This is a genomic window from Polaromonas sp. Polasp52 (genome assembly GCF_059491565.1).
Genome location: NZ_CP168513.1, coordinates 1,253,859 through 1,275,058 on the forward strand (window position 1 = coordinate 1,253,859; position 21,200 = coordinate 1,275,058).

At 63.6% G+C, this 21,200-nt stretch carries 24 protein-coding genes and 1 tRNA gene; 10 read left to right on the forward strand and 15 right to left on the reverse strand.

The annotated features are described in order from the left end of the window. Positions 1-3: 3 nt before the first annotated feature. Positions 4-345 (reverse strand): hypothetical protein, encoded by a 342-nt coding sequence (locus ACEN9P_RS05890; RefSeq protein WP_495621385.1) that lies wholly within the window; start codon positions 343-345, stop codon positions 4-6. Positions 346-411: 66 nt separating this feature from the next. Here ACEN9P_RS05890 and hemA point away from each other — a divergent pair, with 66 nt between their 5' ends. The 4 genes from hemA (at position 412) to grxD (ending at position 4,269) form a co-directional block, all read left to right on the forward strand. Further along, positions 412-1,701: a glutamyl-tRNA reductase gene (hemA, locus tag ACEN9P_RS05895; RefSeq protein ID WP_495621386.1), complete on the forward strand. Its 1,290-nt coding sequence runs from the start codon at positions 412-414 to the stop codon at positions 1,699-1,701. A gap of 104 nt (positions 1,702-1,805) precedes the next feature. Continuing rightward, positions 1,806-2,927 (forward strand): peptide chain release factor 1, encoded by a 1,122-nt coding sequence (prfA, locus tag ACEN9P_RS05900; protein WP_074577950.1) that lies wholly within the window; start codon positions 1,806-1,808, stop codon positions 2,925-2,927. An 11-nt stretch (positions 2,928-2,938) separates the two neighbouring features. Further along, on the forward strand, positions 2,939-3,793 hold the full coding sequence (gene prmC, locus ACEN9P_RS05905; protein WP_495621387.1) for a peptide chain release factor N(5)-glutamine methyltransferase: 855 nt from the start codon (positions 2,939-2,941) through the stop codon (positions 3,791-3,793). 146 nt (positions 3,794-3,939) lie between these two features. Beyond that, positions 3,940-4,269 (forward strand): Grx4 family monothiol glutaredoxin, encoded by a 330-nt coding sequence (gene grxD / locus ACEN9P_RS05910; RefSeq protein ID WP_007868007.1) that lies wholly within the window; start codon positions 3,940-3,942, stop codon positions 4,267-4,269. A gap of 51 nt (positions 4,270-4,320) precedes the next feature. Here grxD and ACEN9P_RS05915 read toward each other — a convergent pair whose 3' ends face one another. The 9 genes from ACEN9P_RS05915 to ACEN9P_RS05955 form a co-directional block, all read right to left on the reverse strand. Further along, positions 4,321-4,593 (reverse strand): hypothetical protein, encoded by a 273-nt coding sequence (locus ACEN9P_RS05915; RefSeq protein ID WP_495621388.1) that lies wholly within the window; start codon positions 4,591-4,593, stop codon positions 4,321-4,323. A gap of 73 nt (positions 4,594-4,666) precedes the next feature. After that, entirely contained in the window at positions 4,667-4,882 is a 216-nt protein-coding gene (locus tag ACEN9P_RS05920; protein WP_007868011.1) for a DNA gyrase inhibitor YacG, read from the reverse strand. A 61-nt stretch (positions 4,883-4,943) separates the two neighbouring features. Next, a complete protein-coding gene (gene zapD, locus ACEN9P_RS05925) occupies positions 4,944-5,699 on the reverse strand; it encodes a cell division protein ZapD (RefSeq protein WP_495621389.1) in 756 nt (251 codons plus the stop codon). Between the two features lie 45 nt (positions 5,700-5,744). Next, positions 5,745-6,356: a dephospho-CoA kinase gene (coaE, locus tag ACEN9P_RS05930; protein ID WP_495621390.1), complete on the reverse strand. Its 612-nt coding sequence runs from the start codon at positions 6,354-6,356 to the stop codon at positions 5,745-5,747. 4 nt (positions 6,357-6,360) lie between these two features. Continuing rightward, the gene (locus ACEN9P_RS05935; protein WP_477661091.1) at positions 6,361-7,212 is read right to left on the reverse strand and encodes a prepilin peptidase; all 852 of its coding nucleotides are present in this window, start codon (positions 7,210-7,212) and stop codon (positions 6,361-6,363) included. Further along, on the reverse strand, positions 7,212-8,429 hold the full coding sequence (locus ACEN9P_RS05940; protein ID WP_495621391.1) for a type II secretion system F family protein: 1,218 nt from the start codon (positions 8,427-8,429) through the stop codon (positions 7,212-7,214). The genes ACEN9P_RS05935 and ACEN9P_RS05940 overlap by 1 nt, the downstream gene beginning before the upstream one ends. 84 nt (positions 8,430-8,513) lie before the next feature. Continuing rightward, on the reverse strand, positions 8,514-10,247 hold the full coding sequence (gene pilB, locus ACEN9P_RS05945) for a type IV-A pilus assembly ATPase PilB (RefSeq protein WP_495621392.1): 1,734 nt from the start codon (positions 10,245-10,247) through the stop codon (positions 8,514-8,516). Positions 10,248-10,380: 133 nt separating this feature from the next. Further along, a tRNA-Pro gene (locus ACEN9P_RS05950) sits at positions 10,381-10,457 on the reverse strand. 15 nt (positions 10,458-10,472) lie between these two features. Next, a complete protein-coding gene (locus ACEN9P_RS05955) occupies positions 10,473-11,456 on the reverse strand; it encodes a polyprenyl synthetase family protein (RefSeq protein ID WP_477661089.1) in 984 nt (327 codons plus the stop codon). A gap of 184 nt (positions 11,457-11,640) precedes the next feature. On the opposite strand from ACEN9P_RS05955, the gene rplU reads away from it, so the two are divergent. The 4 genes from rplU (at position 11,641) to proB (ending at position 14,683) form a co-directional block, all read left to right on the forward strand. Beyond that, positions 11,641-11,952: a 50S ribosomal protein L21 gene (gene rplU / locus ACEN9P_RS05960; protein ID WP_007868028.1), complete on the forward strand. Its 312-nt coding sequence runs from the start codon at positions 11,641-11,643 to the stop codon at positions 11,950-11,952. Positions 11,953-11,979: 27 nt separating this feature from the next. Continuing rightward, the gene (rpmA, locus tag ACEN9P_RS05965; RefSeq protein ID WP_007868030.1) at positions 11,980-12,237 is read left to right on the forward strand and encodes a 50S ribosomal protein L27; all 258 of its coding nucleotides are present in this window, start codon (positions 11,980-11,982) and stop codon (positions 12,235-12,237) included. A 117-nt stretch (positions 12,238-12,354) separates the two neighbouring features. Next, positions 12,355-13,440: an Obg family GTPase CgtA gene (gene cgtA / locus ACEN9P_RS05970; protein WP_477661088.1), complete on the forward strand. Its 1,086-nt coding sequence runs from the start codon at positions 12,355-12,357 to the stop codon at positions 13,438-13,440. Positions 13,441-13,546: 106 nt separating this feature from the next. After that, entirely contained in the window at positions 13,547-14,683 is a 1,137-nt protein-coding gene (gene proB / locus ACEN9P_RS05975; RefSeq protein ID WP_477661087.1) for a glutamate 5-kinase, read from the forward strand. Positions 14,684-14,714: 31 nt separating this feature from the next. Here the strand turns inward: proB and ACEN9P_RS05980 are convergent, their stop codons facing one another. Further along, positions 14,715-15,236, reverse strand: a complete 522-nt coding sequence (locus ACEN9P_RS05980) for a CNP1-like family protein (protein ID WP_495621393.1) — start codon at positions 15,234-15,236, stop codon at positions 14,715-14,717. After that, the gene (locus ACEN9P_RS05985; protein WP_477661085.1) at positions 15,233-15,934 is read right to left on the reverse strand and encodes an RNA pyrophosphohydrolase; all 702 of its coding nucleotides are present in this window, start codon (positions 15,932-15,934) and stop codon (positions 15,233-15,235) included. Before ACEN9P_RS05985 ends, ACEN9P_RS05980 begins: the two co-directional genes overlap by 4 nt. A 123-nt stretch (positions 15,935-16,057) precedes the next feature. On the opposite strand from ACEN9P_RS05985, the gene ACEN9P_RS05990 reads away from it, so the two are divergent. Together ACEN9P_RS05990 and ACEN9P_RS05995 are read left to right on the forward strand one after the other, a co-directional pair. Continuing rightward, entirely contained in the window at positions 16,058-17,800 is a 1,743-nt protein-coding gene (locus ACEN9P_RS05990; protein WP_495621394.1) for a proline--tRNA ligase, read from the forward strand. Between the two features lie 31 nt (positions 17,801-17,831). Then, entirely contained in the window at positions 17,832-18,491 is a 660-nt protein-coding gene (locus ACEN9P_RS05995) for a lytic transglycosylase domain-containing protein (RefSeq protein ID WP_477701131.1), read from the forward strand. A 17-nt stretch (positions 18,492-18,508) separates the two neighbouring features. On the opposite strand, the gene ACEN9P_RS06000 is transcribed toward ACEN9P_RS05995, so the two are convergent. Genes ACEN9P_RS06000 through argJ form a run of 3 tightly spaced genes read right to left on the reverse strand, consistent with a single transcriptional unit; the run spans position 18,509 to position 21,189 of the window. Continuing rightward, entirely contained in the window at positions 18,509-18,970 is a 462-nt protein-coding gene (locus ACEN9P_RS06000) for an NUDIX domain-containing protein (protein WP_477661082.1), read from the reverse strand. Beyond that, a complete protein-coding gene (locus ACEN9P_RS06005; RefSeq protein WP_495621395.1) occupies positions 18,967-19,941 on the reverse strand; it encodes an ATP-binding protein in 975 nt (324 codons plus the stop codon). The genes ACEN9P_RS06000 and ACEN9P_RS06005 overlap by 4 nt, the downstream gene beginning before the upstream one ends. Positions 19,942-19,947: 6 nt before the next feature. After that, positions 19,948-21,189 (reverse strand): bifunctional glutamate N-acetyltransferase/amino-acid acetyltransferase ArgJ, encoded by a 1,242-nt coding sequence (gene argJ, locus ACEN9P_RS06010; protein ID WP_495621396.1) that lies wholly within the window; start codon positions 21,187-21,189, stop codon positions 19,948-19,950. Positions 21,190-21,200 lie beyond the last annotated feature (11 nt).

The following is a 21,200-nucleotide window of genomic DNA, read 5'->3' on the forward strand; positions in this document are numbered from 1 at the left end:
TTTTCAGGATCTCCAGGCGCCCAGCAACACCCACTGGCAAAGTGCCGCACCGCCCACCATTGCGGCATAGGTCATCATCTTCCCGTCGCGGCCGAAAAACACCAGGCCGGCGACCAGCACCGCCACATTCGCGGCAAAAACAATCGCCGTCTGCGCCCACCAGGTGGCGGCGATGGGCCGGCTTGACCGGAATACGCCGCCAAAGACACGGCTGGACAGCACCAGCAACAGCGCGACGGCGGCGGCCGGCAGGACAAAATTGAGCAGGTGATTGGCCAGCAGGTAAAAGGTCATGCGCTTGCGATGGTTGGAGATGCCGGGGGAAACGTCAAAACAGGCACTCAAAAGGGCTATCAGGGCGATTGTCAGGGCTTCCCGCCGGCCCGGCCGCTTCAATTTTATAATCCAGGTATGTCAGTCTGGGCCCTTGGGCTAAACCATAACACCGCACCGCTCGATTTGCGCGGGCGATTCGCCTACGCCCTGGACCAGATCGAGCCCACTTTGCGCGGCCTGCGCGCCTCGCTGGCGCGCCAGCCCGAGGCGACGCTGCTCTCGACCTGCAACCGCACCGAAATCTATTGCGCCGGCGACAAGACCGACCTGGACCATACGCTGGAGTGGCTGGCGCACAACGGCGGCGTCTCGCCCGCCCTGCTGCGCTCGCATGCCTACACGTTGCAGGGCGACCAGGTCGCCCGCCACGCCTTTCGCGTGGCCAGCGGCCTGGATTCCATGGTGCTGGGCGAGCCGCAAATCCTGGGCCAGATGAAAGACGCGGTGCGCGCCGCCGAAGACGCCGGCGCCATGGGCACCACGCTGCACCAGCTGTTCCAGCGTTCCTTCGCCGTGGCCAAGGAAGTGCGCAGCAGCACCGAAATCGGCGCGCACAGCATCAGCATGGCGGCGGCCAGCGTGCGCCTGGCCGGCCAGCTGTTTGAAAACCTCAGCGACATCAAGGTGCTGTTTGTCGGCGCCGGCGAGATGATCGACCTGGCAGCCACCCACTTTGCCGCCAAAAACCCCAAGGCCATGGCGATTGCCAACCGCACGCTGGAGCGCGGCGAAAAGCTGGCCGGCCGCTTTGGCGCCGAAGTCATGCGCCTGGCCGATTTGCCCAGCCGCCTGCACGAATTCGACGCGGTGATCAGCTGCACCGCCAGCACACTGCCCATCATCGGCCTGGGCGCCGTGGAGCGCGCCGTCAAGCTGCGCAAGCACCGCCCCATGTTCATGGTCGACCTGGCCGTGCCGCGCGACATCGAGCCCGAAGTCAAGGCCCTGCCCGACATCTACCTCTACACGGTGGACGACCTGGCGCACGTGGTGCAGACCGGCAAGGACAGCCGCAAGGCCGCCGTGGCGCAGGCCGAGGTCATCATCGACGCCGGCGTGCAGAATTTCATGCACTGGCTGGGCCAGCGCCGCAGCGTGCCGCTGATCCAGCAGCTCAATGCGCAGACCGACGAATGGCGCGCCGCCGAAATCGTGCGCGCCAAAAAGCTGCTGGCCAAGGGCGAGCCCATAGACACGGTGCTGGAAGCCTTGACCCGCGGCCTGACCCAGAAGATGCTGCACGGCACGCTGGCCGAACTGCATGCGGGCGACGCCAGCAGCCGTGAAGCCACGGCGCAGGCCGTCTCCAGGCTGTTTTTGCGCGGCCAGCTGCCCAAAATCCAGCCCGACGACAAAGAGCGTTAGCGCACGCCCCCGCGCTGATGTCTCGCGCCGGCGCCAGCCGGCGGCTTTATTGACGGCCTTGCGGCCCCCTCTTCGGCTCTTTCGGCTTTCCCGCCCCCACATTCATGAAACCCTTTCTTCGCCAAACCCTGGACCGCCAGCTTTTGCGGCTGCACGAGCTGGACGCGCTGCTGTCCGCCAGCGACGTGGTCAGCGACCTGGACCGTTTTCGCGCCCTGACCCGCGAACATGCCGAAGCCAGCGTGGTGGCCGAGCAGTACATGCGACTGACCGGCCGCGAGGCCGACCTGGCCGGCGCCGAAAGCATGCTGGCCGAAGCCAAGGACGATCCCGAGATGGCCGCCATGGCCGAGGAAGAGATCGCCGCGGCCAAGGCCGACATCGCGCAGATCGACGAAGCCCTGCAGCTGATGCTGATTCCCAAGGACCCGGACGACGTGCGGCCGGCCTTTGTGGAAATCCGCGCGGGCACGGGCGGCGACGAGTCGGCGCTGTTTGCGGGCGACCTGTTCCGCATGTACACCCGCTTTGCCGAGCGCAACCGCTGGCAGGTCGAGATCATCAGCGAGTCACCGAGCGAGCTGGGCGGCTACAAGGAGGTGGTGCTGCGCATCGAGGGCGCCGCCGACGCCATGGGCGTGGGCGTCTACGGCAAGCTGCGCTTTGAATCGGGCGGCCATCGCGTGCAGCGCGTGCCCGCCACCGAAACCCAGGGCCGCATCCACACCAGCGCCTGCACCGTGGCGGTGATGCCCGAGCCCGACGAGGCCGTGGCCATACAGATCAACCCGGCCGACCTGCGCATAGATACCTACCGCGCCAGCGGCGCCGGCGGCCAGCACATCAACAAGACCGACTCGGCCGTGCGCATCACGCACATCCCGACCGGCATCGTCGCCGAGTGCCAGGAAGGCCGCAGCCAGCACAGCAACAAGGCCCAGGCGCTCAAGGTGCTGACCGCCCGAATCCATGAAAAAGACCGCGCGGAGCGCGCCGCCAAGGACGCGGCCCTGCGCAAGGGCCTGGTCGGCACGGGCGACCGCAGCGACCGCATACGCACCTACAACTTCCCGCAGGGGCGGCTGACCGACCACCGCATCAACCTGACGCTGTACAAGCTGCTGGCCATCATGGAGGGCGACCTGGGCGACGTGATCACCGCGCTGCAGGTGGCGCGCGGCGCCGAGCAACTGGCCGAACTCGAAACCGCCAACAGCGGGCTCTGAGCCATCCCGCCATGAACGCGCCCAACTGCGCCCAGGCCCTGGCCGCCGCCCAGACCCTGGGGCTGGACCGGCTGGACGCCCAGTTGCTGCTGCTGCACGCCCTGGGCAAGCCCGGCGACGCGCGGGCCTGGCTGCTGGCGCACGACACCGATGTGCTGCCGGAGCAGGCGGCGCAAGATTTCCGCGCCATGTGCCTGCGCCGGGTCGCCGGAGAGCCCCTGGCCTACATCGTCGGGGAAAAGGAGTTTTTCGGCCTGGCGCTGCGGGTGGATGCCCGTGTGCTGGTGCCACGGCCCGACACCGAAACCCTGGTGGAGTGGGCGCTCGAACGCCTGCGGGCACCCGGCGTGCCGGCGGCCCCCTCTGTGCTGGACCTGGGCACGGGCAGCGGCGCGATCGCGCTGGCCATCGCGCACAGCCTGCAGGCTGACGGCCGCCAGGGCAAGGTCGCGGCCGTGGATGCGAGCGCCGATGCGCTGGAGGTGGCCCGTGGCAATGCCGCGCGCCTGGGGCTGAGGCTGGATTTCATCCAAAGCCACTGGCTTGAGGAAGTTGGCGGACACTTTCACCTGATCGTCAGCAATCCGCCCTATATCGCCAGCACGGACCATCACCTGGAGGCCCTGGCCTACGAACCCCTGGCTGCGCTGGCCGCCGGTGCGGACGGGCTGGACGACATCCGCGAGATCGTCCAGCAGGTGCCCGGCCATTTGCTGCCGGGCGGCTGGCTGCTGCTGGAGCATGGTTACGACCAGGCCGAGGCGGCGTGCGCCCTGCTGGCCCAGGCCGGTTTTGACCAGGTCCAAAGCCGGCTGGACCTGGCCGGCATCGCGCGCTGCTCGGGCGGATTGTGGCCGGGCGGGTGAGCCGGCCACGCGGGATGCCAAACGGCGGGATAATCGGGCTGTTGAATTCTGCTTGCCAGATTCCATCTAACTAACGTTACCTGTCCCCGATCCGGGGCCGGGCACGGGCGCCAGGCCCTCCCAAGGATTCCCAAAGGATTTTCACCATGAGCAGCACAGACCCCACCCAGCAACGCATCGCCGAAATCGTCAAATCCAGCGATGTGGTCCTCTTCATGAAGGGCACGGCCCAGTTTCCCATGTGCGGTTTCTCCGGCCGCGCCATCCAGGTCCTCAAGGCCTGCGGCGTGAACAAGCCCGCCACGGTGAATGTGCTGGAGGACGAAGAAATTCGCCAGGGCATCAAGGAATTCAGCAACTGGCCCACCATCCCCCAGCTGTATGTGAAGGGCGAGTTCATAGGCGGCTCGGACATCATGATGGAGATGTACCAGAGCGGCGAGCTCCAGCAGGTGCTGGGCACGCCGGCAGCCTGAAGGCACAGGCAGCCCCCTGCGGGCCGCCTCCCCTACCGGGTCAAATACCGGTCAGCGCGTGTAGCCCGAGCAGGCGCCCGCGTCCACACCACCCTTGCATTCGCGCTTGAGGCGGGCGGTGCGCTGGGCGGGCGTTTCGCCGGAGCCATTGATGAATTTGGCCTTGCCGCCCGTCGCGGATTTGGCCGCGGCTTTTTTGGATTTGGACTTGGCGGGCTTGTCGCCCTCCGGCGCCGGCTGGGTTTGCGCCAGGGCCTGGCTTGCCGCCAGGGCCGCCACCATGATCGCGGCCAGGAATGGCGCCATCAAAGACTTCTTGCTCATTTTTCGCTCCCTCTCTTTTTTGCTTTTTTGCTCTCTCACGAAACGCGGGTGACACCGCGTGCCTCGGCAAATTTTATTGCAGCTTGGGATCGCCGAAGACTTCGTCATCGGGCGGTGTATCCGCCGGCAGGCGGAAACCCTCGCTGGCCCAGGCGCCCAGGTCTATGTTTTTGCAGCGCTCGCTGCAAAACGGGCGAAACGGGTTGCTAGGCGCGTAAACACTTTCACCGCCGCAGCCGGGGCATACGACCAGTTTGACGGGTGGGGATTCTTTTTTCATCGCAGGCATGTTTCAGGACAAGTCTGGGGAACCATCGGGCAATGCGGCCTATGGTTGGCAAGGCCCTGGGTCAGGAACAGAGCGTCAGTTCAAACGCCGAATCATCGGTGCTGGCGTGCAGCCGGTCGTCGTCACCGTGGCGCATGAGGCGCACGGACACGATCAGGCGGTTGCCGCTGATTTCGGGGATCAGCCCCAGGGCGGGGTCAATCCGCAGGCGCAGGAGCTGGAAGGTGCGCCCCTGCGGCAGCGTCTGCTGGTATTGGCCGCCCGGCGCCACCACTTTTTGCGGCGCCCCGGAGTCGCGCAGCAAGGTCAGCAGCACGCGTATGGACTCGGCCAGGGGCACCAGCGGGGTGATCCAGCGCTGCAAGTCCTGCTTGCGCACCTCGGTCTGCAGGTGCTGCCAGGCGTAATAGGCCGGCAGGTCAAATTCGCAGGTGCCGCCCGGAATGCCGACGCGGCTGCGGATGCTCATGAGCCAGTCGTTTTCGGTCAGCGATTGGCCGGCCTTGCCGGGCAGGCTGTTCAGGGCGGAAAAGCAGCTTTCGAGCTGCCCGGTCACCTCGTCAAGAACAGCCTCCGAAATGGCCGGGTTGCCGCGATAGCCGTTGAGGACGTGTTTCTGTTTCTCAAGGTCCTTGAGGACATCGGTCTTGAGGTCGGCCCGGGCGCCCACATCCATGATTTCAAAGATGGTCGTGATGGCGTAGTGGTGATCCGTCGGGCTATCCCGTTCCACCAGTTCGCCAAGGCGGCGGAACAGGTGTTCAAGTCGCAAATACGTGCGTATGCGTTCGTGAAAAGGGTACTCGTAAAGGATCACAGCGCTATGTTTTCGTCGGCATCAATGAGGAGGTTTGTTTGCGCATCATAGCCCGAAGCGCGCGGCAAGCCGCCGCACCTCGGCATCCAGGGCCTCCAGCGGCAAACCGTCATTGTGCAGGCATATGTCGGCGGCCGACAGGCGCTGCGCGCGGCTGGCCTGGCCGGCAATGACTTTTTCCACCGCCTCCCGAGGCCAGCCGTTGCGGGCCATCACCCGGTTGACCTGGGTGGTTTCGCCGCAGTCCACGACCAGCACCCGGTCCAGTTGCTGCCGCCAGCGGCCGGATTCCACCAGCAGGGGGACGTCGAATACCACGCAGGCGCGGCCGGCAGCGGCGGCCTGCTCGTACTGCCGCAAGGTCTCCCGGCTGACCAGGGGGTGGACAATGGACTCCAGCCGCCGCCTGGCGGACGGATCGTCAAAGGCCAGCTGGCGCATCCGGTCCCGGTCCATGGCGCCTTCGGCCGTGACCATCTGGGCGCCGAACTGCGCGGCGATCTCCTTGACGGCAGCGCCGCCGGCCGCCGTGACCGCGCGGGAGATTGCGTCGGCATCCACCAGCGCCGCACCGCAAGCCACCAGGGTGCGGGCAACCGTGCTTTTTCCGCTGCCTATGCCGCCGGTCAGTCCGATGCGCAAAGCTGCACGGCGCATGGCATCACAGGCCGATAAACCGCAGGATGGATTGGGGCCCGAAGAGCATGGCCGTGAAGCCCGCCCCAGCCAGGAACGGGCCGAAAGGCACATAACCGCCTTCACGCAATCCGCTGGAAAACTTCATCACGATGCCAACGACAGCGCCAATCACGGAAGCCATCAGGATCATGGGCACCAGCGCCGGCCAGCCGAACCAGGCGCCGAGCGCGGCGAAAAGCTTGAAGTCGCCGTAGCCCATGCCTTCCTTGCCGGTCGCCAGTTTGAAGGCCCAGTACACCAGCCACAGACTGAGATACCCGGCCACAGCTCCCCACAAGGCCGTCGGCAGGTTGACCGACGGGTTCCACTGCAGGGCGGCGGCGATCAGGCCGGCCCATAGCAAAGGCAAGGTGATGTCGTCCGGCAGCAGTGTGGTGTCCCAGTCGATGACGGCAAGGGTCAGCAGCGCGGCGGAAAAACCGCACCAGGCCAGGGCGGTCAGCGACCAGCCCCAGCGCGACACGCAAAAGAAGAAGAGCGCGCCCGTCACCGCTTCCACCATGGGATAGCGCAAGCCGTAGGGCGTGCCGCACACCGAGCATTTGCCTCGAAGGAACAGGTAACTGGCGACCGGGATGTTTTCATACCAGCGTATGACATGGCCGCAGCTGGAGCAGCGCGAACGCGGCACCAGCAAATTGAATTTTTCGGTGGGCTCCTGGGGCGTTTCGCTCAATTCGGCGCATTCCCGTGCCCACTGCCGCTCCATGATTTTGGGCAGGCGGTAGATGACGACGTTGAGAAAACTGCCGATCAGAAGGCCCAGAAAACCGGCCAGCAAAGCATCGAACGCCGGCCCGAGACCGATCCCCATCAAACGACTTGACCCAGCTTGAAAATAGGCAGGTACATGGAGACCACGATGCCGCCGATCAAGGTGCCCAGGAACACGATGATGATGGGCTCCATCAGGCTGGAAAGGCCCGCCACCATTTCGTCGACTTCCGCTTCATAAAAGTCGGCCGCCTTGCCCAACATGTGGTCGATGGAGCCGGATTCCTCGCCGATCGCGCACATTTGCAGCACCATGGAGGGAAACAGATTGGCATTCGTCATGGCCGCCGTCAGGCTGGTACCCGTGGAAACTTCCTGCTGGATTTTCTCCGTGGCTTCGGCATACTTTGAATTACCGGCAGCGCCGCCGACCGAATCCAGCGCTTCGACCAGCGGCACGCCTGCGGCGAACATCGTGGCAAGCGTGCGGGTCCAGCGGGCGATACAGGACTTTTCGATCAGGGCGCCGAACACGGGCACCTTGAGCAAGGCTCTGTCCATGAACTTCTGCATTTTCTCGTTGCGCTTCCAGGCCTGGAAGAAGAAATAGAGCCCGCCGCCTATACCACCGAAAATCAGCCACCAATAGGCGACAAAAAACTCACTCATCGCAATGACAACCATCGTAGGGGCTGGCAGGTCCGCGCCGAACGAGGAGAACACGGTTTTGAATGCCGGAATCACGAAAATCATGATCACAGCCACCACCACAAAGGCCACCACCACCACCGAAATGGGGTACATCAGGGCCGACTTGATCTTGGACTTGATGGCCTCGGTTTTTTCCATGTAGGTCGCCAGGCGATCCAGCAGGGACTCCAGGATACCGGCGGCCTCACCGGCCTCGACCAGGTTGCAATAGAGCGCATTGAAATACAGCGGGTATTTGCGAAACGCGGCACTCAGGGAGGTACCGGTCTCCACGTCGGTGCGCACATCATTGAGCAGTTTGGTGACACTGGCATTGGCATTGCCGCGGCCCACAATGTCAAACGACTGCAGCAACGGCACGCCGGCTTTCATCATGGTGGCCAGCTGGCGGGTAAAAATGGCAATATCCTTGGGCTTGATGGACTTGCCGGCGCGCATCTTGCGCTTCTTGATTTTGGTGGGCAAGACGCCCTGGCGACGCAGCGAGGACTTGACCTGGTTTTCGCCGGCGGCCCGGATTTCTCCGCGGACCTGCTTGCCGCCGCGATCCTTGCCTTCCCACTCGAAAACAAATTCCTTGACGCCCTTGGATACTGCAGTTGCCATGATGCTTTCTCGTTGTATCGACAGTCTCAGACCGCCCTGTCGCCACGGTCACTCCGCCGGGTGGCGGCGCTTGAACGCAGCTGCTTAAACATTGGTGCAGCCCAGAATTTCTTCCAGCGAAGTCATGCCGAGCTTGACTTTGGACAGCCCCGACACGCGCAAGCTTTTGACTCCCTCCGCCTCCGCCTGGGCCGCGATTTCCAGGGCGCTGCCGTCGCGAAGGACGATACGCTGAATCTCCTCGGAAATGGGCATAACCTGATAAACACCGACACGGCCTTTGTAACCATTCGTACACATGGAGCAACCGACCGGCCGGTAAGGCGTCCAGGAGCCATCCACATCGTCTTCGGTGAAACCCGCGTCCAGCAGGGTCTCGCGCGGGATGTCCGCAGGGGCTTTGCAGTTGGGGCACAGGCGCCGCGCCAGCCGCTGGGCGGTGATCAGGATCACGCTGGAAGCGATGTTGAAGGGTGCAATGCCCATGTTGCGCATACGCGTCAGTGTGGTCGGCGCATCGTTGGTGTGCAGCGTCGACATGACCATGTGGCCGGTCTGCGCGGCCTTGATCGCGATATCGGCGGTTTCGAGGTCCCGGATCTCACCGACCATGATGATGTCGGGATCCTGCCGCAGGAAGGCCTTGAGCGCGACCGAAAATGTCATGCCCGCCTTGTCGTTCATGCTGACCTGGTTGACGCCCGGCAAGGTGATTTCGGCGGGGTCTTCGGCCGTCGCGATGTTGACGCCGGGCTTGTTGAGGATGTTCAGGCAGGTGTAGAGCGAAACGGTCTTGCCCGAACCGGTGGGACCAGTCACGAGAACCATGCCGTATGGCCTCTGGATGGCGTGCAGCAGGCGCTCCTTCTCCGCGGGCTCATAGCCCAGGGCATCAATGCCCAGCTTGGCGCTGCTCGGGTCAAGAATACGGATGACGATTTTTTCGCCATACATGGTGGGCAGGGTGCTGACCCGGAAGTCGATGACGCGGTCCGGGCCTATCTTGAGCTTCATCTTGCCATCTTGCGGCACGCGCTTTTCGGAGATGTCGAGCTTGGAAATGACCTTGATGCGCGCGGCCAGCTTTTCCTTGATGGCCACAGGCGGTGAGGCGATTTCGCGCAATTCGCCGTCAACACGAAAACGCACGCGATAGGTGTGCTCGAACGGCTCGAAGTGCAGATCGGAAGCCCGCATGCTGAAAGCATCGAGCAGCATTTTCTGCAGGAATTTAACAACCGGGGCATCTTCGACCTCGGAAACGCTGGCCTCGCTGTCCTCGGCCGACGTTTCGGTGCTGGATTCGTCAAACTCGAAATCGTCACCGATGATGCTTTCCATGGCCTCGGTCGCGGAGGTGTTGGAAACTTCCACCAGCTTGGACAGCTTGTCGTATTCGGCGATTACCCAGTCCACCCCCATCTGGGTGGAGAACTTGATTTTTTCCGCCGCCTCCTGGTCGGACGGATCCGCCGTCGCGACGATCAGGCGGTTGTTGCGCTTGCTCAGGACAACAATGCGGTAGGTGGTGCAGATCTTGGGATCAAGCAGGCCCTTGGGCAAACGCTGGGCGTCAATGGCCTCCAGATCCAGCAAGGGCGCGGCAAAAGCCGTGGACATGGTATGAGCCAGGTCGAACGCAGAGACCGCGCCCGACCCCGTAAGCTCAGCGATAAAGCTGGTGCGTCCGCTTTGGGCCTTGCGAAAAATGTCTTCGGCGGCCTTTTGCCCCAGTTTTCCCGCCACCACCAGGGCCCGCCCCAGGCCGGGCAAGGCCATGGAAGGCGATTGGTTGATTGCGGTGTCGACAGCGGCCATGGTTCTCGGGTTTAGCTCAAATATGTATCATCGCTTATAGATTCCCGGGTGTAAATCGAAAACACCCTGACCGCCCCGGGCGGCGTTGGAACTATGCGAAGAAACGCACACTTAAGAAGAAAGAACACAGGCCTGGTCGGGGTGAGAGGATTCGAACCTCCGGCCTCTACGTCCCGAACGTAGCGCTCTACCAGGCTAAGCTACACCCCGCCGTCATACAAACAATCAGGAACGCCTCTCCAGCAATTGGGAGGCCAGCTGCGTCAAGGCATTACTGTAAATGTTTTGCGGCAACATCTGCAAGGCATTCAGCGCACGCTGGGCCTCCAGGGCCGCGGCATCCCGGGTCGCCGTTAAGGCGCCCGTATGGTGCACGATCTCGATGATCCGCGCCATCTGATCGGTCCCGCCGGTTTCAATGGCCCGCCGGATGGTGGCTCGCTCCGCCTCGCTGCCGCGCTGCATCGCAATGATCAAGGGAAGGGTTGCCTTGCCTTCCCGCAGGTCATCTCCCAGATTTTTCCCCATTTCCGACACATCGCCGTCGTAATCAAGCACGTCGTCGATCACCTGGAATGCCGTACCCAGCGCCTGCCCGTAGTCGGCGCAGCTTTGTTCGATAGCGGGCGACGACTGCGCCAGCAAGGCTGCCAGGCGGGCGCTTGCCTCGAACAGCTTGGCCGTTTTGGAGCGGATCACCCTGAGATAGCCCTCCTCGGACAGCGCCGCGTCATGCATATTCATGAGCTGCAGCACCTCGCCTTCCGCAATCACATTGGTGGCTTCGGCCAGGGTTTGCATGACGCGCATGTCCCCGGCCTCCACCATCATCTGAAAAGCCCGGGAGTACAGAAAATCGCCGACCAGCACGCTCGCCGGGTTGCCAAAGGCCTCGTTGGCGGTCGCGCGGCCGCGGCGCAAGGTGGATTCATCCACCACGTCGTCATGCAGCAGGGTCGCCGTGTGGATGAACTCCACGACAGCCGCGAGGTTGTAACGCTGGTCCCCCTGGTAGCCCAGCGCGCCGCACATCAGCAGCAAAAGGGCGGGGCGTAGCCGCTTTCCGCCGGCCGCCACGATGTAGCTGGAAACCTGGCTGACCAGCGGCACCTCGGACTTCAGTCGGCGCTCGATCACCATGTCCATCCCGCGCATGTCGTCGGCAATCAGGGCGAGGGCGGCGGCGGTGCTTGAAGAATTGGCAGACAAAAGGCGATCCAGACGTTAAGTTTGGCCGATTATAGGAAGCCGCCCTACCCGCCCCGGCCCGGCCGGCCCGGTAAACCAGCCTAAAAACCCGCAAAACCGCCCCGCTGGCCAATTCCGGCCTGCCATGCTAGAATAGCCGGCTCTGCGGAAATCCGTCTGCAGAACTCAATTTACGAGGTCTTACATGTACGCGGTCATAAAAACCGGTGGCAAACAATACAAGGTTGCTACCGGAGAAAAAATTAAAGTAGAACAGATTGCTGCGGACGTAGGCCAAGAGATCGTTATTGACCAGGTATTGGCTGTCGGCACCGGCAGCTCGATCACGGTTGGTACGCCCTTGGTGTCCGGCGCCACTGTTACAGTCACTGTCCTTTCGCAAGGTAGGCACGACAAGGTTCGCATTTTCAAAATGCGCCGTCGCAAGCACTACCAAAAGCGCCAGGGCCACCGGCAAAACTACACGGAACTGCAAATCGGCGCCATCGCCGGCTGAGCAGGGACGTACCAGGAGTAACGAAAAATGGCACAGAAAAAAGGCGGCGGCTCTACGCGAAACGGGCGTGATTCACAGCCCAAAATGCTGGGCGTCAAGAAGTTTGGCGGTGAAGTCATCAACGCAGGCAGCATCATCGTGCGCCAGCGCGGCACCAAGTTCCATCCAGGCGTCAATGTCGGCATCGGCAAGGACCATACCCTGTTTGCACTGGTTGACGGCTCGGTCTCGTTTTCCGTCAAGGGCGCGCTGAACAAGCACACCGTGGACGTGACCCCGGCGTAAGCTGATCACTTCGATAAGTCACTTCGACTGAAACGAAGCCCCGACCTGTCGGGGCTTTTTTGTTTGTAAACTTGATCCGGCCCTCACAGCCCCTGTTTTAACCGCGGCACTCCCATCATGAAATTTGTTGACGAAGCCTTTATTGACATTGCCGCGGGCGATGGCGGGAGTGGCTGCGTCTCGTTCAGCCACGAAAAATACAAAGAATTCGGCGGCCCCAACGGTGGCGACGGCGGGCGCGGCGGCCATGTGTACGCGGTGGCCGACATCAACCTGAACACCCTGGTGGACTTCCGGTTTTCGCGCCGCCACGAGGCCCGCAACGGACAGCACGGCATGGGCTCGGACATGTTCGGCGCCAAGGGCGACGACATCATCCTCAAGATGCCGGTGGGCACCATCCTGACCGACGCCGAGACCGGCGAGGTTCTCTTTGAGCTGCTGGTTCCCGGCGAACAGGTCCTGATCGCCAAAGGCGGCGACGGCGGTTTCGGCAACCTGCGTTTCAAGAGCTCGACCAACCGCGCGCCGCGCAGCAAGACGCCCGGCTGGCCCGGCGAGCGCAAAAGCCTCAAGCTGGAACTCAAGGTTCTGGCGGACGTCGGCCTGCTCGGCATGCCCAATGCCGGCAAGTCCACCTTCATCTCGGCGGTCTCCAATGCCCGCCCCCGCATCGCCGACTACCCTTTCACCACACTTCACCCCAACCTGGGCGTGGTGCGGGTGGGCCCCGAGCAAAGTTTTGTGGTGGCCGACCTGCCCGGCCTGATCGAAGGCGCTTCCGAAGGCGCGGGCCTGGGCCATCTCTTCCTGCGGCACCTGCAGCGCACCCGCCTGCTGCTGCACATCGTGGACTTGGCGCCCTTCGACGAGGGCGTGGACCCGGTGGCGCAGGCCAAGGCCATCGTCGGCGAGCTCAAGAAATACGACGAAGCGCTGTATGAAAAACCACGCTGGCTGGTTCTCAACAAACTGGACATGGTGGACGGCGACAAGCGCGCCGCCATCGTCAAGGATTTCGTCAAGCGTTTCAAATTCAAGGGCCCGGTGTTCGAGATTTCGGCGCTGACGCGCGAGGGCTGCGAGCACCTGATCAAGACGATCTACCAGCACGTCAAGCAGGTTCAGAAAAGCGAACAACCCGTGGAAGAAATCGACCCGCGCTTTGCCCCGCTGCCCCCTGAACCGCCGGAATCGTCCTGACCCCTCGTTTCCGGCACCCAGGCAGGTGCAGGGCTGCACTTGCCACCCAACAACAATCGCTGCTGACGCCCGTATCGACGGGACCGCAGCCCGAGAAGTACAGAACATGCAAGACAAACCCGGCTCCACCGTCCTGCGCAACGCCAGACGCATTGTGGTCAAGGTGGGTTCCAGCCTGGTCACCAATGAGGGCCGCGGGCTGGATGCGACCGCTATCGGCCAATGGTGCGAACAGCTGGCGGCCCTCGTCAAGGACGGGCGCGAGGTGATCATGGTGAGCAGCGGCGCCATTGCCGAGGGCATGAAACGCCTGAACTGGAGCAGCCGCCCCAAGGCCATCCATGAACTGCAGGCGGCAGCCGCGGTGGGCCAGATGGGCCTGGTCCAGGTCTACGAGACCAAACTGCGCGAAAACGGCATAGGCAGCGCACAGGTCCTGCTCACGCATGCCGACCTGGCCGACCGCGAGCGCTACATCAACGCCCGCTCTACCCTGCTGGCCCTGCTGCAGCTGGGCGTCGTGCCCGTCATCAACGAAAACGACACGGTGGTCAACGACGAAATCAAGTTCGGCGACAACGACACGCTGGGCGCATTGGTGGCCAATCTGGTGGAAGCCGACGCACTGGTCATCCTCACGGACCAGAAGGGCCTGTACACCGCCGACCCGCGCAAGGACCCGGCGGCGCAGTTTGTGCACGAAGCCAAAGCCGGCGACCCGGCGCTGGAAGCCATGGCGGGGGGCGCTGGCTCCAGCATCGGCAAGGGCGGCATGATCACCAAGATACTGGCCGCCAAGCGAGCGGCGGGATCGGGCGCCTCCACCGTGATTGCCTGGGGCCGTGAGCCGCAGGCGCTGATCCGGCTGGTACAGGGCGAGCCCATAGGCACCCTGCTGGTGGCGCAGACCCAGAAACTGCAGGCGCGCAAGCAATGGATGGCCGATCACCTTCAGATGCGCGGCTCGGTCACCGTGGACGCGGGCGCGGTGGTCAAGGTACAGGGCGAGGGCAAAAGCCTGCTGCCCATAGGCATGACGGCGGTCCAGGGTGAGTTTTCGCGCGGCGACGTCATCGCCATACGTAGCCCCGAAGGCACGGAGATCGCGCGCGGACTCGCCAACTACTCCAGCGCCGAAGCCCGGCTGATCTGCCGCAAGGCCTCTACCGAATTCGAGAGGCTGCTGGGGTATACGGGTGAACCCGAAATGGTTCACCGCACCAACCTCGTATTAACCCGCTAAGCCCCCTCGGGTGCCCGGCGGGCCGGCCGGCTTATTCAACCATCCTGAAGTTCTGGTTCTTCAGGCGCCTGACCAGCGTATCGACCGAAGTCGCGGGCGCCGCGCTGTCGCAGGCGCCGGCCCGGGCGAAGCGCAGCGCATGTTTGGACGGCATGTTTTCAAACATTGAACGCCATTCCGGCTTGCTCACATGGGTCCACTTTCCGTCCGATGAATAGCGGGCATAGGTCTTGAATTCGCCGGTCGTGCAGCGTATGCCTTCGTACATCACATTGCTGGCTCCGCTGGCATTTGAAGCCACCATGACATAGCGCACGATCCCGTCTTTCTGGGAGATGCTGATGGTCGCCGGGTCCACGCCATAGACCAGCTGGGAATTGGGCGAGACCTCGAGTGTGATCAGCTTCCTGACGTCGAACGCCGGTGGCGGCGGCGTCTCGATTTCCTTCCAGTCGGCGGGGTCCTCGAACGCGTATACCTGGGCTTGTGCCGGACCCGAGGCGTTAAGCGCCATCAGGAAGAACGTGGCCAGAAAGGCCGATTTGAATTTCATGGTTTTGTGTTGGTGGGATCCGCGCCCAGGCTGGTTTGCGGATCAGGTTCAAAGGTGGCGCCCGGCGGCAATTCAAAAGAGGCGCCCGGCCTGATCTGGGCGTGAAAAGACTCGCCCGGGGCGTGGAATCCGGCGTCGCCGGACGGGCCCGCGTGGTCGCGCTGGTGCAGGCCGCCGCGCAGGTAGCGGTTGCGATGATCGGGACGCGGCTCGGCCCGGTTGTCCACGCGCGGGACAAACCTGGCGAGCTCAGTCAACGCCATTTCATAGACACCGCGCTTGAATTCGACCACCACGTCCAGCGGCACCCAGTAGTCGTTCCAGCGCCAGGCATCGAATTCGGGATGGTCGGTGGCGCGCAGGTTCAAGTCCCAGTCGTGTCCAACCAGCTGAAGGAGAAACCAGATTTGCTTCTGGCCTTTGTAATGTCCGCGCGCATCCCGGCGGATGAACCGGTCAGGCACCTCATAGCGCAACCAGTCTCGGGTTCGGGCCAGCACATTCACATGCTGCGGCAACAGCCCCACTTCTTCATGCAACTCGCGGTACATGGCCTGCTCGGGATTTTCGCCCCGATCAATGCCACCCTGCGGAAACTGCCACGAGTGGGTACGGATACGTTTGCCCCAAAATACCTGACTTCTCTGGTTGAGCAAGATGATGCCGACGTTGGGCCTAAAGCCGTCCCGGTCAAGCATAATCAAACCTCAAATTTTTTAAACTGAGTCCATTATGCACAGCGAAGGCCCCAGCGCCAAGCGCACGGCGGGCTGCAGCACCTTTTCCCCCATTTCCAACCCCGGAATCCCCGAAAACCGCCCATGAAAGCCTCCCAGTTCTTCATTTCCACCCTCAAGGAAGCCCCTGCCGACGCGGAAGTCGTCAGCCACCAGCTCATGATGCGGGCCGGCATGATCAAGAAACTGGGGGCCGGCGTTTACAACTACATGCCCATGGGCCTGCGCGTGATCCGCAAGGTCGAAGCCATCGTGCGCGAGGAAATGAACCGCGCCGGCGCCGTGGAAATGACCATGCCGGTGATCCAGCCGGCCGAGCTCTGGCAGGAAACCGGCCGCTTTGAAAAAATGGGGCCCGAACTGCTGCGCATCAAGGACCGCCACGGCCGCGACTTCGTGGTCCAGCCGACCAGCGAAGAAGTCGTCACCGACGTGATGCGCCAGGACATCAAGAGCTACAAGCAGCTGCCCAAGAACCTGTACCAGATCCAGACCAAGTTCCGCGACGAACGCCGGCCGCGCTTTGGCCTGATGCGCGGGCGCGAGTTCATCATGAAGGACGCCTACAGCTTCGACCGCGACCAGGCCGGCGCCAAAGCCAGCTACCAGGCCATGGCGGCCGCCTACCGCAGGATTTTTGACCGCTTCGGCCTGAGCTACCGCGCGGTGGCCGCCGACAGCGGCGCCATAGGCGGCGACCTCAGCGAGGAATTCCAGGTGATCGCCGCGACCGGCGAGGACGCCATCGTCTACTGCCCCGGCAGCGACTACGCCGCCAACATGGAAAAAGCCGAGGCGCTGCCGCCCCAGGGCGCGCGCAAGCCGGCATCGCAGGCCATGGCCAAAACACCGACCCCGGGCAAGGCGACCTGCGCCGACGTGGCCGAGTTGCTGGGCATCCCGCTGGACACCACCGTCAAGTCGCTGGTGCTGGCCACCGACGAACTCGACGAGGCGGGCAAGCCCGTCAAATCGCAGGTCTGGCTGCTGCTGCTGCGCGGCGACCACGACATGAACGAAGTCAAGGTCGGCAAAGTGCCGGGCCTGGCGGATTTCCGCTTCGCGACCCTGCCCGAGATCGAAGACCATTTCGGCTGCAAACCGGGTTACCTCGGCCCGCTGAACCTGAAAAAGCCCGTCAAGCTGGTGGTGGACCGCGAAGCCGCGGCACTCGCCGACTGGGTGTGCGGCGCCAATGAAGTCGATTTCCACATGACTGGCGTCAACTGGGGCCGCGACCTACCCGAACCCGAGCTGGTGTTGGACCTGCGAAACGTGGTGGCCGGCGACCCGTCGCCGGACGGCAAAGGCGCACTGGCCATAGAGCGCGGCATCGAGATCGGCCATGTGTTCTACCTCGGCACCAAATACAGCCGGGCCATGAACGCCACCTTCCTGGGCGAGAACGGCAAGCCCCAGTTCATGGAGATGGGCTGCTACGGCATAGGCATCACGCGCCTGCCGGCCGCGGCCATCGAGCAGAACCACGACGAGCGCGGCATCATCTGGCCCGACGCCATCGCGCCTTTCACCGTGGTGCTGTGCCCCATCAGCCCCGACCGCTTCCCCGAGGTCGAAGCCGCCGCGAACAAACTGTATGGCGAGTTGCTCGCGGCCGGCGTGGACGTGATCCTGGATGACCGCGGCGAGCGGCCCGGCGCCATGTTCGCCGACTGGGAATTGATAGGCGTGCCGCACCGCGTCACCATAGGCGACCGCGGCCTCAAGGACGGCCAGCTTGAGTACCAGCACCGCCGCGATGCGGCTTCCAGCAAGATCGACGTGGCAACCGCCTTCGACTTCCTCAAGGGAAAGCTGGCGCTTTGAGTTTTCCATGGTTCCCGTGCGCCCATTGACCATGTCCGCATCCGGCGGTGCCCCGGCAAAGGCGCAAGGGCTCTCCCGGCGAAACTGCCTGGCTTTGCCCCTGGCCTGCAGCCCCCTGCTGTTGGCCGGACGGGCGCATGCCGGCGCGCAAGTTGAAGAGCCGCTGGTCGACTCGGTGCGCACCGCGCTGAGCTCAGCCATCGCCAACCAGGCGCCTCCCGTGCCCGAATTCAAGGACACGGAAAGCCGCCTGGCCTACCTGCGCTGGCTGGGCGCCATGAGCGACCGGCTCAAGAAGAAAAAACCCGAATTTCAGGTCCGCAAGGAATTTTTGCAAACCGTCTGGTACGAAAGCAAACGTGCCGGGCTGGACACCACGCTGGTGTTGGGCCTGATCCAGGTCGAGAGCAACTTTCGCAAGTTCGCGGTCAGCAATGTGGGCGCGCGCGGCTACATGCAGGTCATGCCCTTCTGGACACGCGTGATCGGGGACGGCGACCCCGGCAAGCTCTTTCACATGCAGACCAACCTGCGCTTTGGCTGCGTGATCCTGCGCCACTACCTGGACAGGGAGCGCGGCGACCTCTTCATGGGGTTGGGACGCTACAACGGCTCACGCGGCAAATCACCTTACCCCGATGCGGTGCTGGGTGCCAGCAAGAATTGGGTGTTTGCCGCTGAGCGGCCCTGACGAAGCGCAGAGAAAGCTCAGCAGGTCGCGCCGGCAAAGCCCCGCTCTTCGGCAAACCAGGCGAGCACCGGCACCGTACCGGGCAAGACAGGCTCCACACTGACCGGCAGCGACTGCCAGGCGAAAGACTGGCCCTCATGCATCTGCAGCTCGCCGGCCCATTCGAACACCTTGCAAAAATTCAGGCGCACCAGCGCGTGCGGGTAGTCGACCATCTCGACCTTCCAGGGATGGACCGCGCCTATGGTCACACCGATTTCTTCCTGCAGCTCGCGGCGCAGCGCGGCTTCGACGCTTTCGCCCCGCTCCAGCTTGCCGCCCGGAAATTCCCAGTAGCCTTCGTAGACCTTGCCCGGCGGGCGGGAGGTCAGCAAAAAGTCGCCATCGGGGCGGATCAAAACGCCCACCGCGACATCGACCACCTTGCGGTCCGCGCCGCCCTCGCGTGGCCTTTCACCGTCGGCAACCAGCACGCTCATGTCGAATGGTCAGGCGCTTGGTCGGCCTGCTCAGGCGACGCGGTGGCGGCAGCGCCCGGCCGCTCGTAGGCCGCGATAGGCGCCGCCGCCACAGGCCGGCTGGCCGTGTCGCGGCCGGCGTAATCGCGGGCAAACTGGTAGGCCACCCGGCCGCTGCGCGAGCCGCGCTCCAGCGCCCAGACCAGGGACGCCGGTTTTGCCGCGGCAATCGCATCCTGGCCCACGCCGAAGGACGACAGCCACTGCGCGACGATACTCAGGTATTCGTCCTGGCTAAAGGGATAAAAGCTGACCCAGAGACCGAAGCGTTCTGACAGCGAAATCTTCTCTTCGACCACCTCTCCGGGATGCACTTCACCGTCGTCCCCGTGGGTATAGGTGAGGTTCTCCGTCATGTACTCGGGCAGCAGGTGACGCCGGTTGCTGGTGGCGTAGATCAGCACATTGGGCGTAGCCGCCGCGACGGATCCGTCCAGGATGGACTTGAGCGCCTTGTAGCCCGGCTCGCCTTCCTCAAAACTCAGGTCGTCGCAAAAGACAATGAATTTTTCAGGCAGGCCGGACACCACGTCGACGATGTCCGGCAGGTCGGTCAGGTCGGCCTTGTCTACTTCAATCAGGCGCAGGCCGCGCGAGGAATATTCATTGAGGCAGGCCTTGATCAGCGAAGACTTGCCGGTGCCGCGCGCGCCCGTCAGCAGCACGTTATTGGCGGGCTTGCCCAGCACGAACTGCTCGGTGTTGCGCTTGATCTTTTCCTTCTGGTCCTCGATTTCCTTGAGGTCACCCAGGCGCATATTGCCGATGTGCCGCACCGGCTCCAGCGAGCCGTGGCCGGAACTGCGCTTGCGGTAGCGGTAGGCGATCGAGGCAGTCCAGTCCGGCGCGACCAATGGCTGCGGCAGCACGGACTCGATCCGCGCCATCAAGGATTCGACGCGGGCGATCAGGCGCTCAAACTGCTCGTTCATGCGGGTTCAGCTTCTGTAGTCGGCGTTGATCTTGACGTAGTCGTAGGAAAAGTCACAGGTCCAGACGGTATCGCTCGCCGTGCCGCGGCCCAGCACCACGCGCACCGTGATCTCGCTTTGTTTCATCACACGCTGGCCGTCGGCCTCGACGTAGCCGGGATGGCGGCCGCCATTCTTGGCCACCAGCACCTCATCAAGGTACAGGTCAATCCTGGTCTGGTCCAGGTCCTCGATGCCGGCGTAACCGACGGCTGCCAGGATGCGGCCGAGGTTGGGGTCGCTGGCGAAGAAGGCGGTTTTCACCAGGGGCGAATGGGCGATCGCGTAAGCCACCTTGCGGCACTCCTCGCCGGTCTTGCCGCCTTCGACCTGGATGGTCATGAACTTGGTGGCGCCTTCACCGTCGCGCACGATGGCCTGCGCCAGCTGCCTGGCGATGTCCAGCATGGCGGCGCGCAAGGCCTGGCCTTCAGCGCTGTCCAGCGAAGCCACGGGCGCGTGGTCGGCCTTGTTGGTGGCGACCACCACAAAGGAGTCGTTGGTCGAGGTGTCGCCGTCCACCGTCACGCGGTTGAACGATCCCTCGGCCAGTTCCCGGGCCAGCTGGGCCATGAGCGGCTGGGCCACACAGGCATCCGTTGCCAGGAAACCCAGCATGGTGGCCATATTCGGCCGTATCATGCCGGCGCCCTTGCTGATGCCGGTGATGGTGACGTCGGCACCCGCGATCTTGATACGTTTGGAAAATGCCTTGGCCACGGTGTCGGTGGTCATGATGGCTTCGGCCGCGTTGCCCCAGTTGTTTTCCTTCGCGTCGGCCAGCGCGGCCGGCAGGCCCGCCGCGATGCGGTCGTTGGGCAGGGACTCCATGATCACCCCGGTGGAAAACGGCAACACCTGTTCGGGCGCGATATCCAGCAGGCGAGCCAGCGCGATGCAGCTGGCATGGGCACGGCTCAGGCCGTCGTCGCCGGTGCCGGCATTGGCGTTGCCGGTGTTGATGACCATTGCGCGTATGCCCGCCGTCTTGCCGCCATTTTTTGCGAGGTGCTCACGGCAGATCTGCACGGGCGCGGCGCAAAAGCGGTTTTGCGTGAAGACCGCGCCTACCGAGGCACCCTCATCGAGCAGCAGCACGGAAAGGTCCTTGCGGTTGGCTTTGCGTATGCCTGCTTCGGTGATGCCCCAGCGTACGCCGGGCACGGGGTAAAGGTCCGCAGCGGGCGTGGCGACCAGATTGACGGGCATGGTTGACTCCG

Excerpts from the sequence above, each read along its gene's own strand:
- ACEN9P_RS05990 (WP_495621394.1), top strand. The coding sequence starts at position 16,058 with ATGAAAGCCTCCCAGTTCTTCATTTCCACCCTCAAGGAAGCCCCTGCC.
- ACEN9P_RS05995 (WP_477701131.1), top strand. The coding sequence starts at position 17,832 with ATGTCCGCATCCGGCGGTGCCCCGGCAAAGGCGCAAGGGCTCTCCCGG.
- prfA (WP_074577950.1), top strand. The coding sequence starts at position 1,806 with ATGAAACCCTTTCTTCGCCAAACCCTGGACCGCCAGCTTTTGCGGCTG.
- ACEN9P_RS06005 (WP_495621395.1), bottom strand. The coding sequence starts at position 19,941 with ATGAACGAGCAGTTTGAGCGCCTGATCGCCCGCGTCGAATCCTTGATG.
- ACEN9P_RS06000 (WP_477661082.1), bottom strand. The coding sequence starts at position 18,970 with ATGAGCGTGCTGGTTGCCGACGGTGAAAGGCCACGCGAGGGCGGCGCG.
- ACEN9P_RS05935 (WP_477661091.1), bottom strand. The coding sequence starts at position 7,212 with ATGGGGATCGGTCTCGGGCCGGCGTTCGATGCTTTGCTGGCCGGTTTT.
- hemA (WP_495621386.1), top strand. The coding sequence starts at position 412 with ATGTCAGTCTGGGCCCTTGGGCTAAACCATAACACCGCACCGCTCGAT.
- prmC (WP_495621387.1), top strand. The coding sequence starts at position 2,939 with ATGAACGCGCCCAACTGCGCCCAGGCCCTGGCCGCCGCCCAGACCCTG.
- rplU (WP_007868028.1), top strand. The coding sequence starts at position 11,641 with ATGTACGCGGTCATAAAAACCGGTGGCAAACAATACAAGGTTGCTACC.
- cgtA (WP_477661088.1), top strand. The coding sequence starts at position 12,355 with ATGAAATTTGTTGACGAAGCCTTTATTGACATTGCCGCGGGCGATGGC.
- grxD (WP_007868007.1), top strand. The coding sequence starts at position 3,940 with ATGAGCAGCACAGACCCCACCCAGCAACGCATCGCCGAAATCGTCAAA.
- rpmA (WP_007868030.1), top strand. The coding sequence starts at position 11,980 with ATGGCACAGAAAAAAGGCGGCGGCTCTACGCGAAACGGGCGTGATTCA.
- coaE (WP_495621390.1), bottom strand. The coding sequence starts at position 6,356 with ATGCGCCGTGCAGCTTTGCGCATCGGACTGACCGGCGGCATAGGCAGC.
- ACEN9P_RS05940 (WP_495621391.1), bottom strand. The coding sequence starts at position 8,429 with ATGGCAACTGCAGTATCCAAGGGCGTCAAGGAATTTGTTTTCGAGTGG.
- ACEN9P_RS05915 (WP_495621388.1), bottom strand. The coding sequence starts at position 4,593 with ATGAGCAAGAAGTCTTTGATGGCGCCATTCCTGGCCGCGATCATGGTG.
- proB (WP_477661087.1), top strand. The coding sequence starts at position 13,547 with ATGCAAGACAAACCCGGCTCCACCGTCCTGCGCAACGCCAGACGCATT.
- argJ (WP_495621396.1), bottom strand. The coding sequence starts at position 21,189 with ATGCCCGTCAATCTGGTCGCCACGCCCGCTGCGGACCTTTACCCCGTG.
- ACEN9P_RS05985 (WP_477661085.1), bottom strand. The coding sequence starts at position 15,934 with ATGCTTGACCGGGACGGCTTTAGGCCCAACGTCGGCATCATCTTGCTC.
- pilB (WP_495621392.1), bottom strand. The coding sequence starts at position 10,247 with ATGGCCGCTGTCGACACCGCAATCAACCAATCGCCTTCCATGGCCTTG.
- ACEN9P_RS05920 (WP_007868011.1), bottom strand. The coding sequence starts at position 4,882 with ATGCCTGCGATGAAAAAAGAATCCCCACCCGTCAAACTGGTCGTATGC.
- ACEN9P_RS05980 (WP_495621393.1), bottom strand. The coding sequence starts at position 15,236 with ATGAAATTCAAATCGGCCTTTCTGGCCACGTTCTTCCTGATGGCGCTT.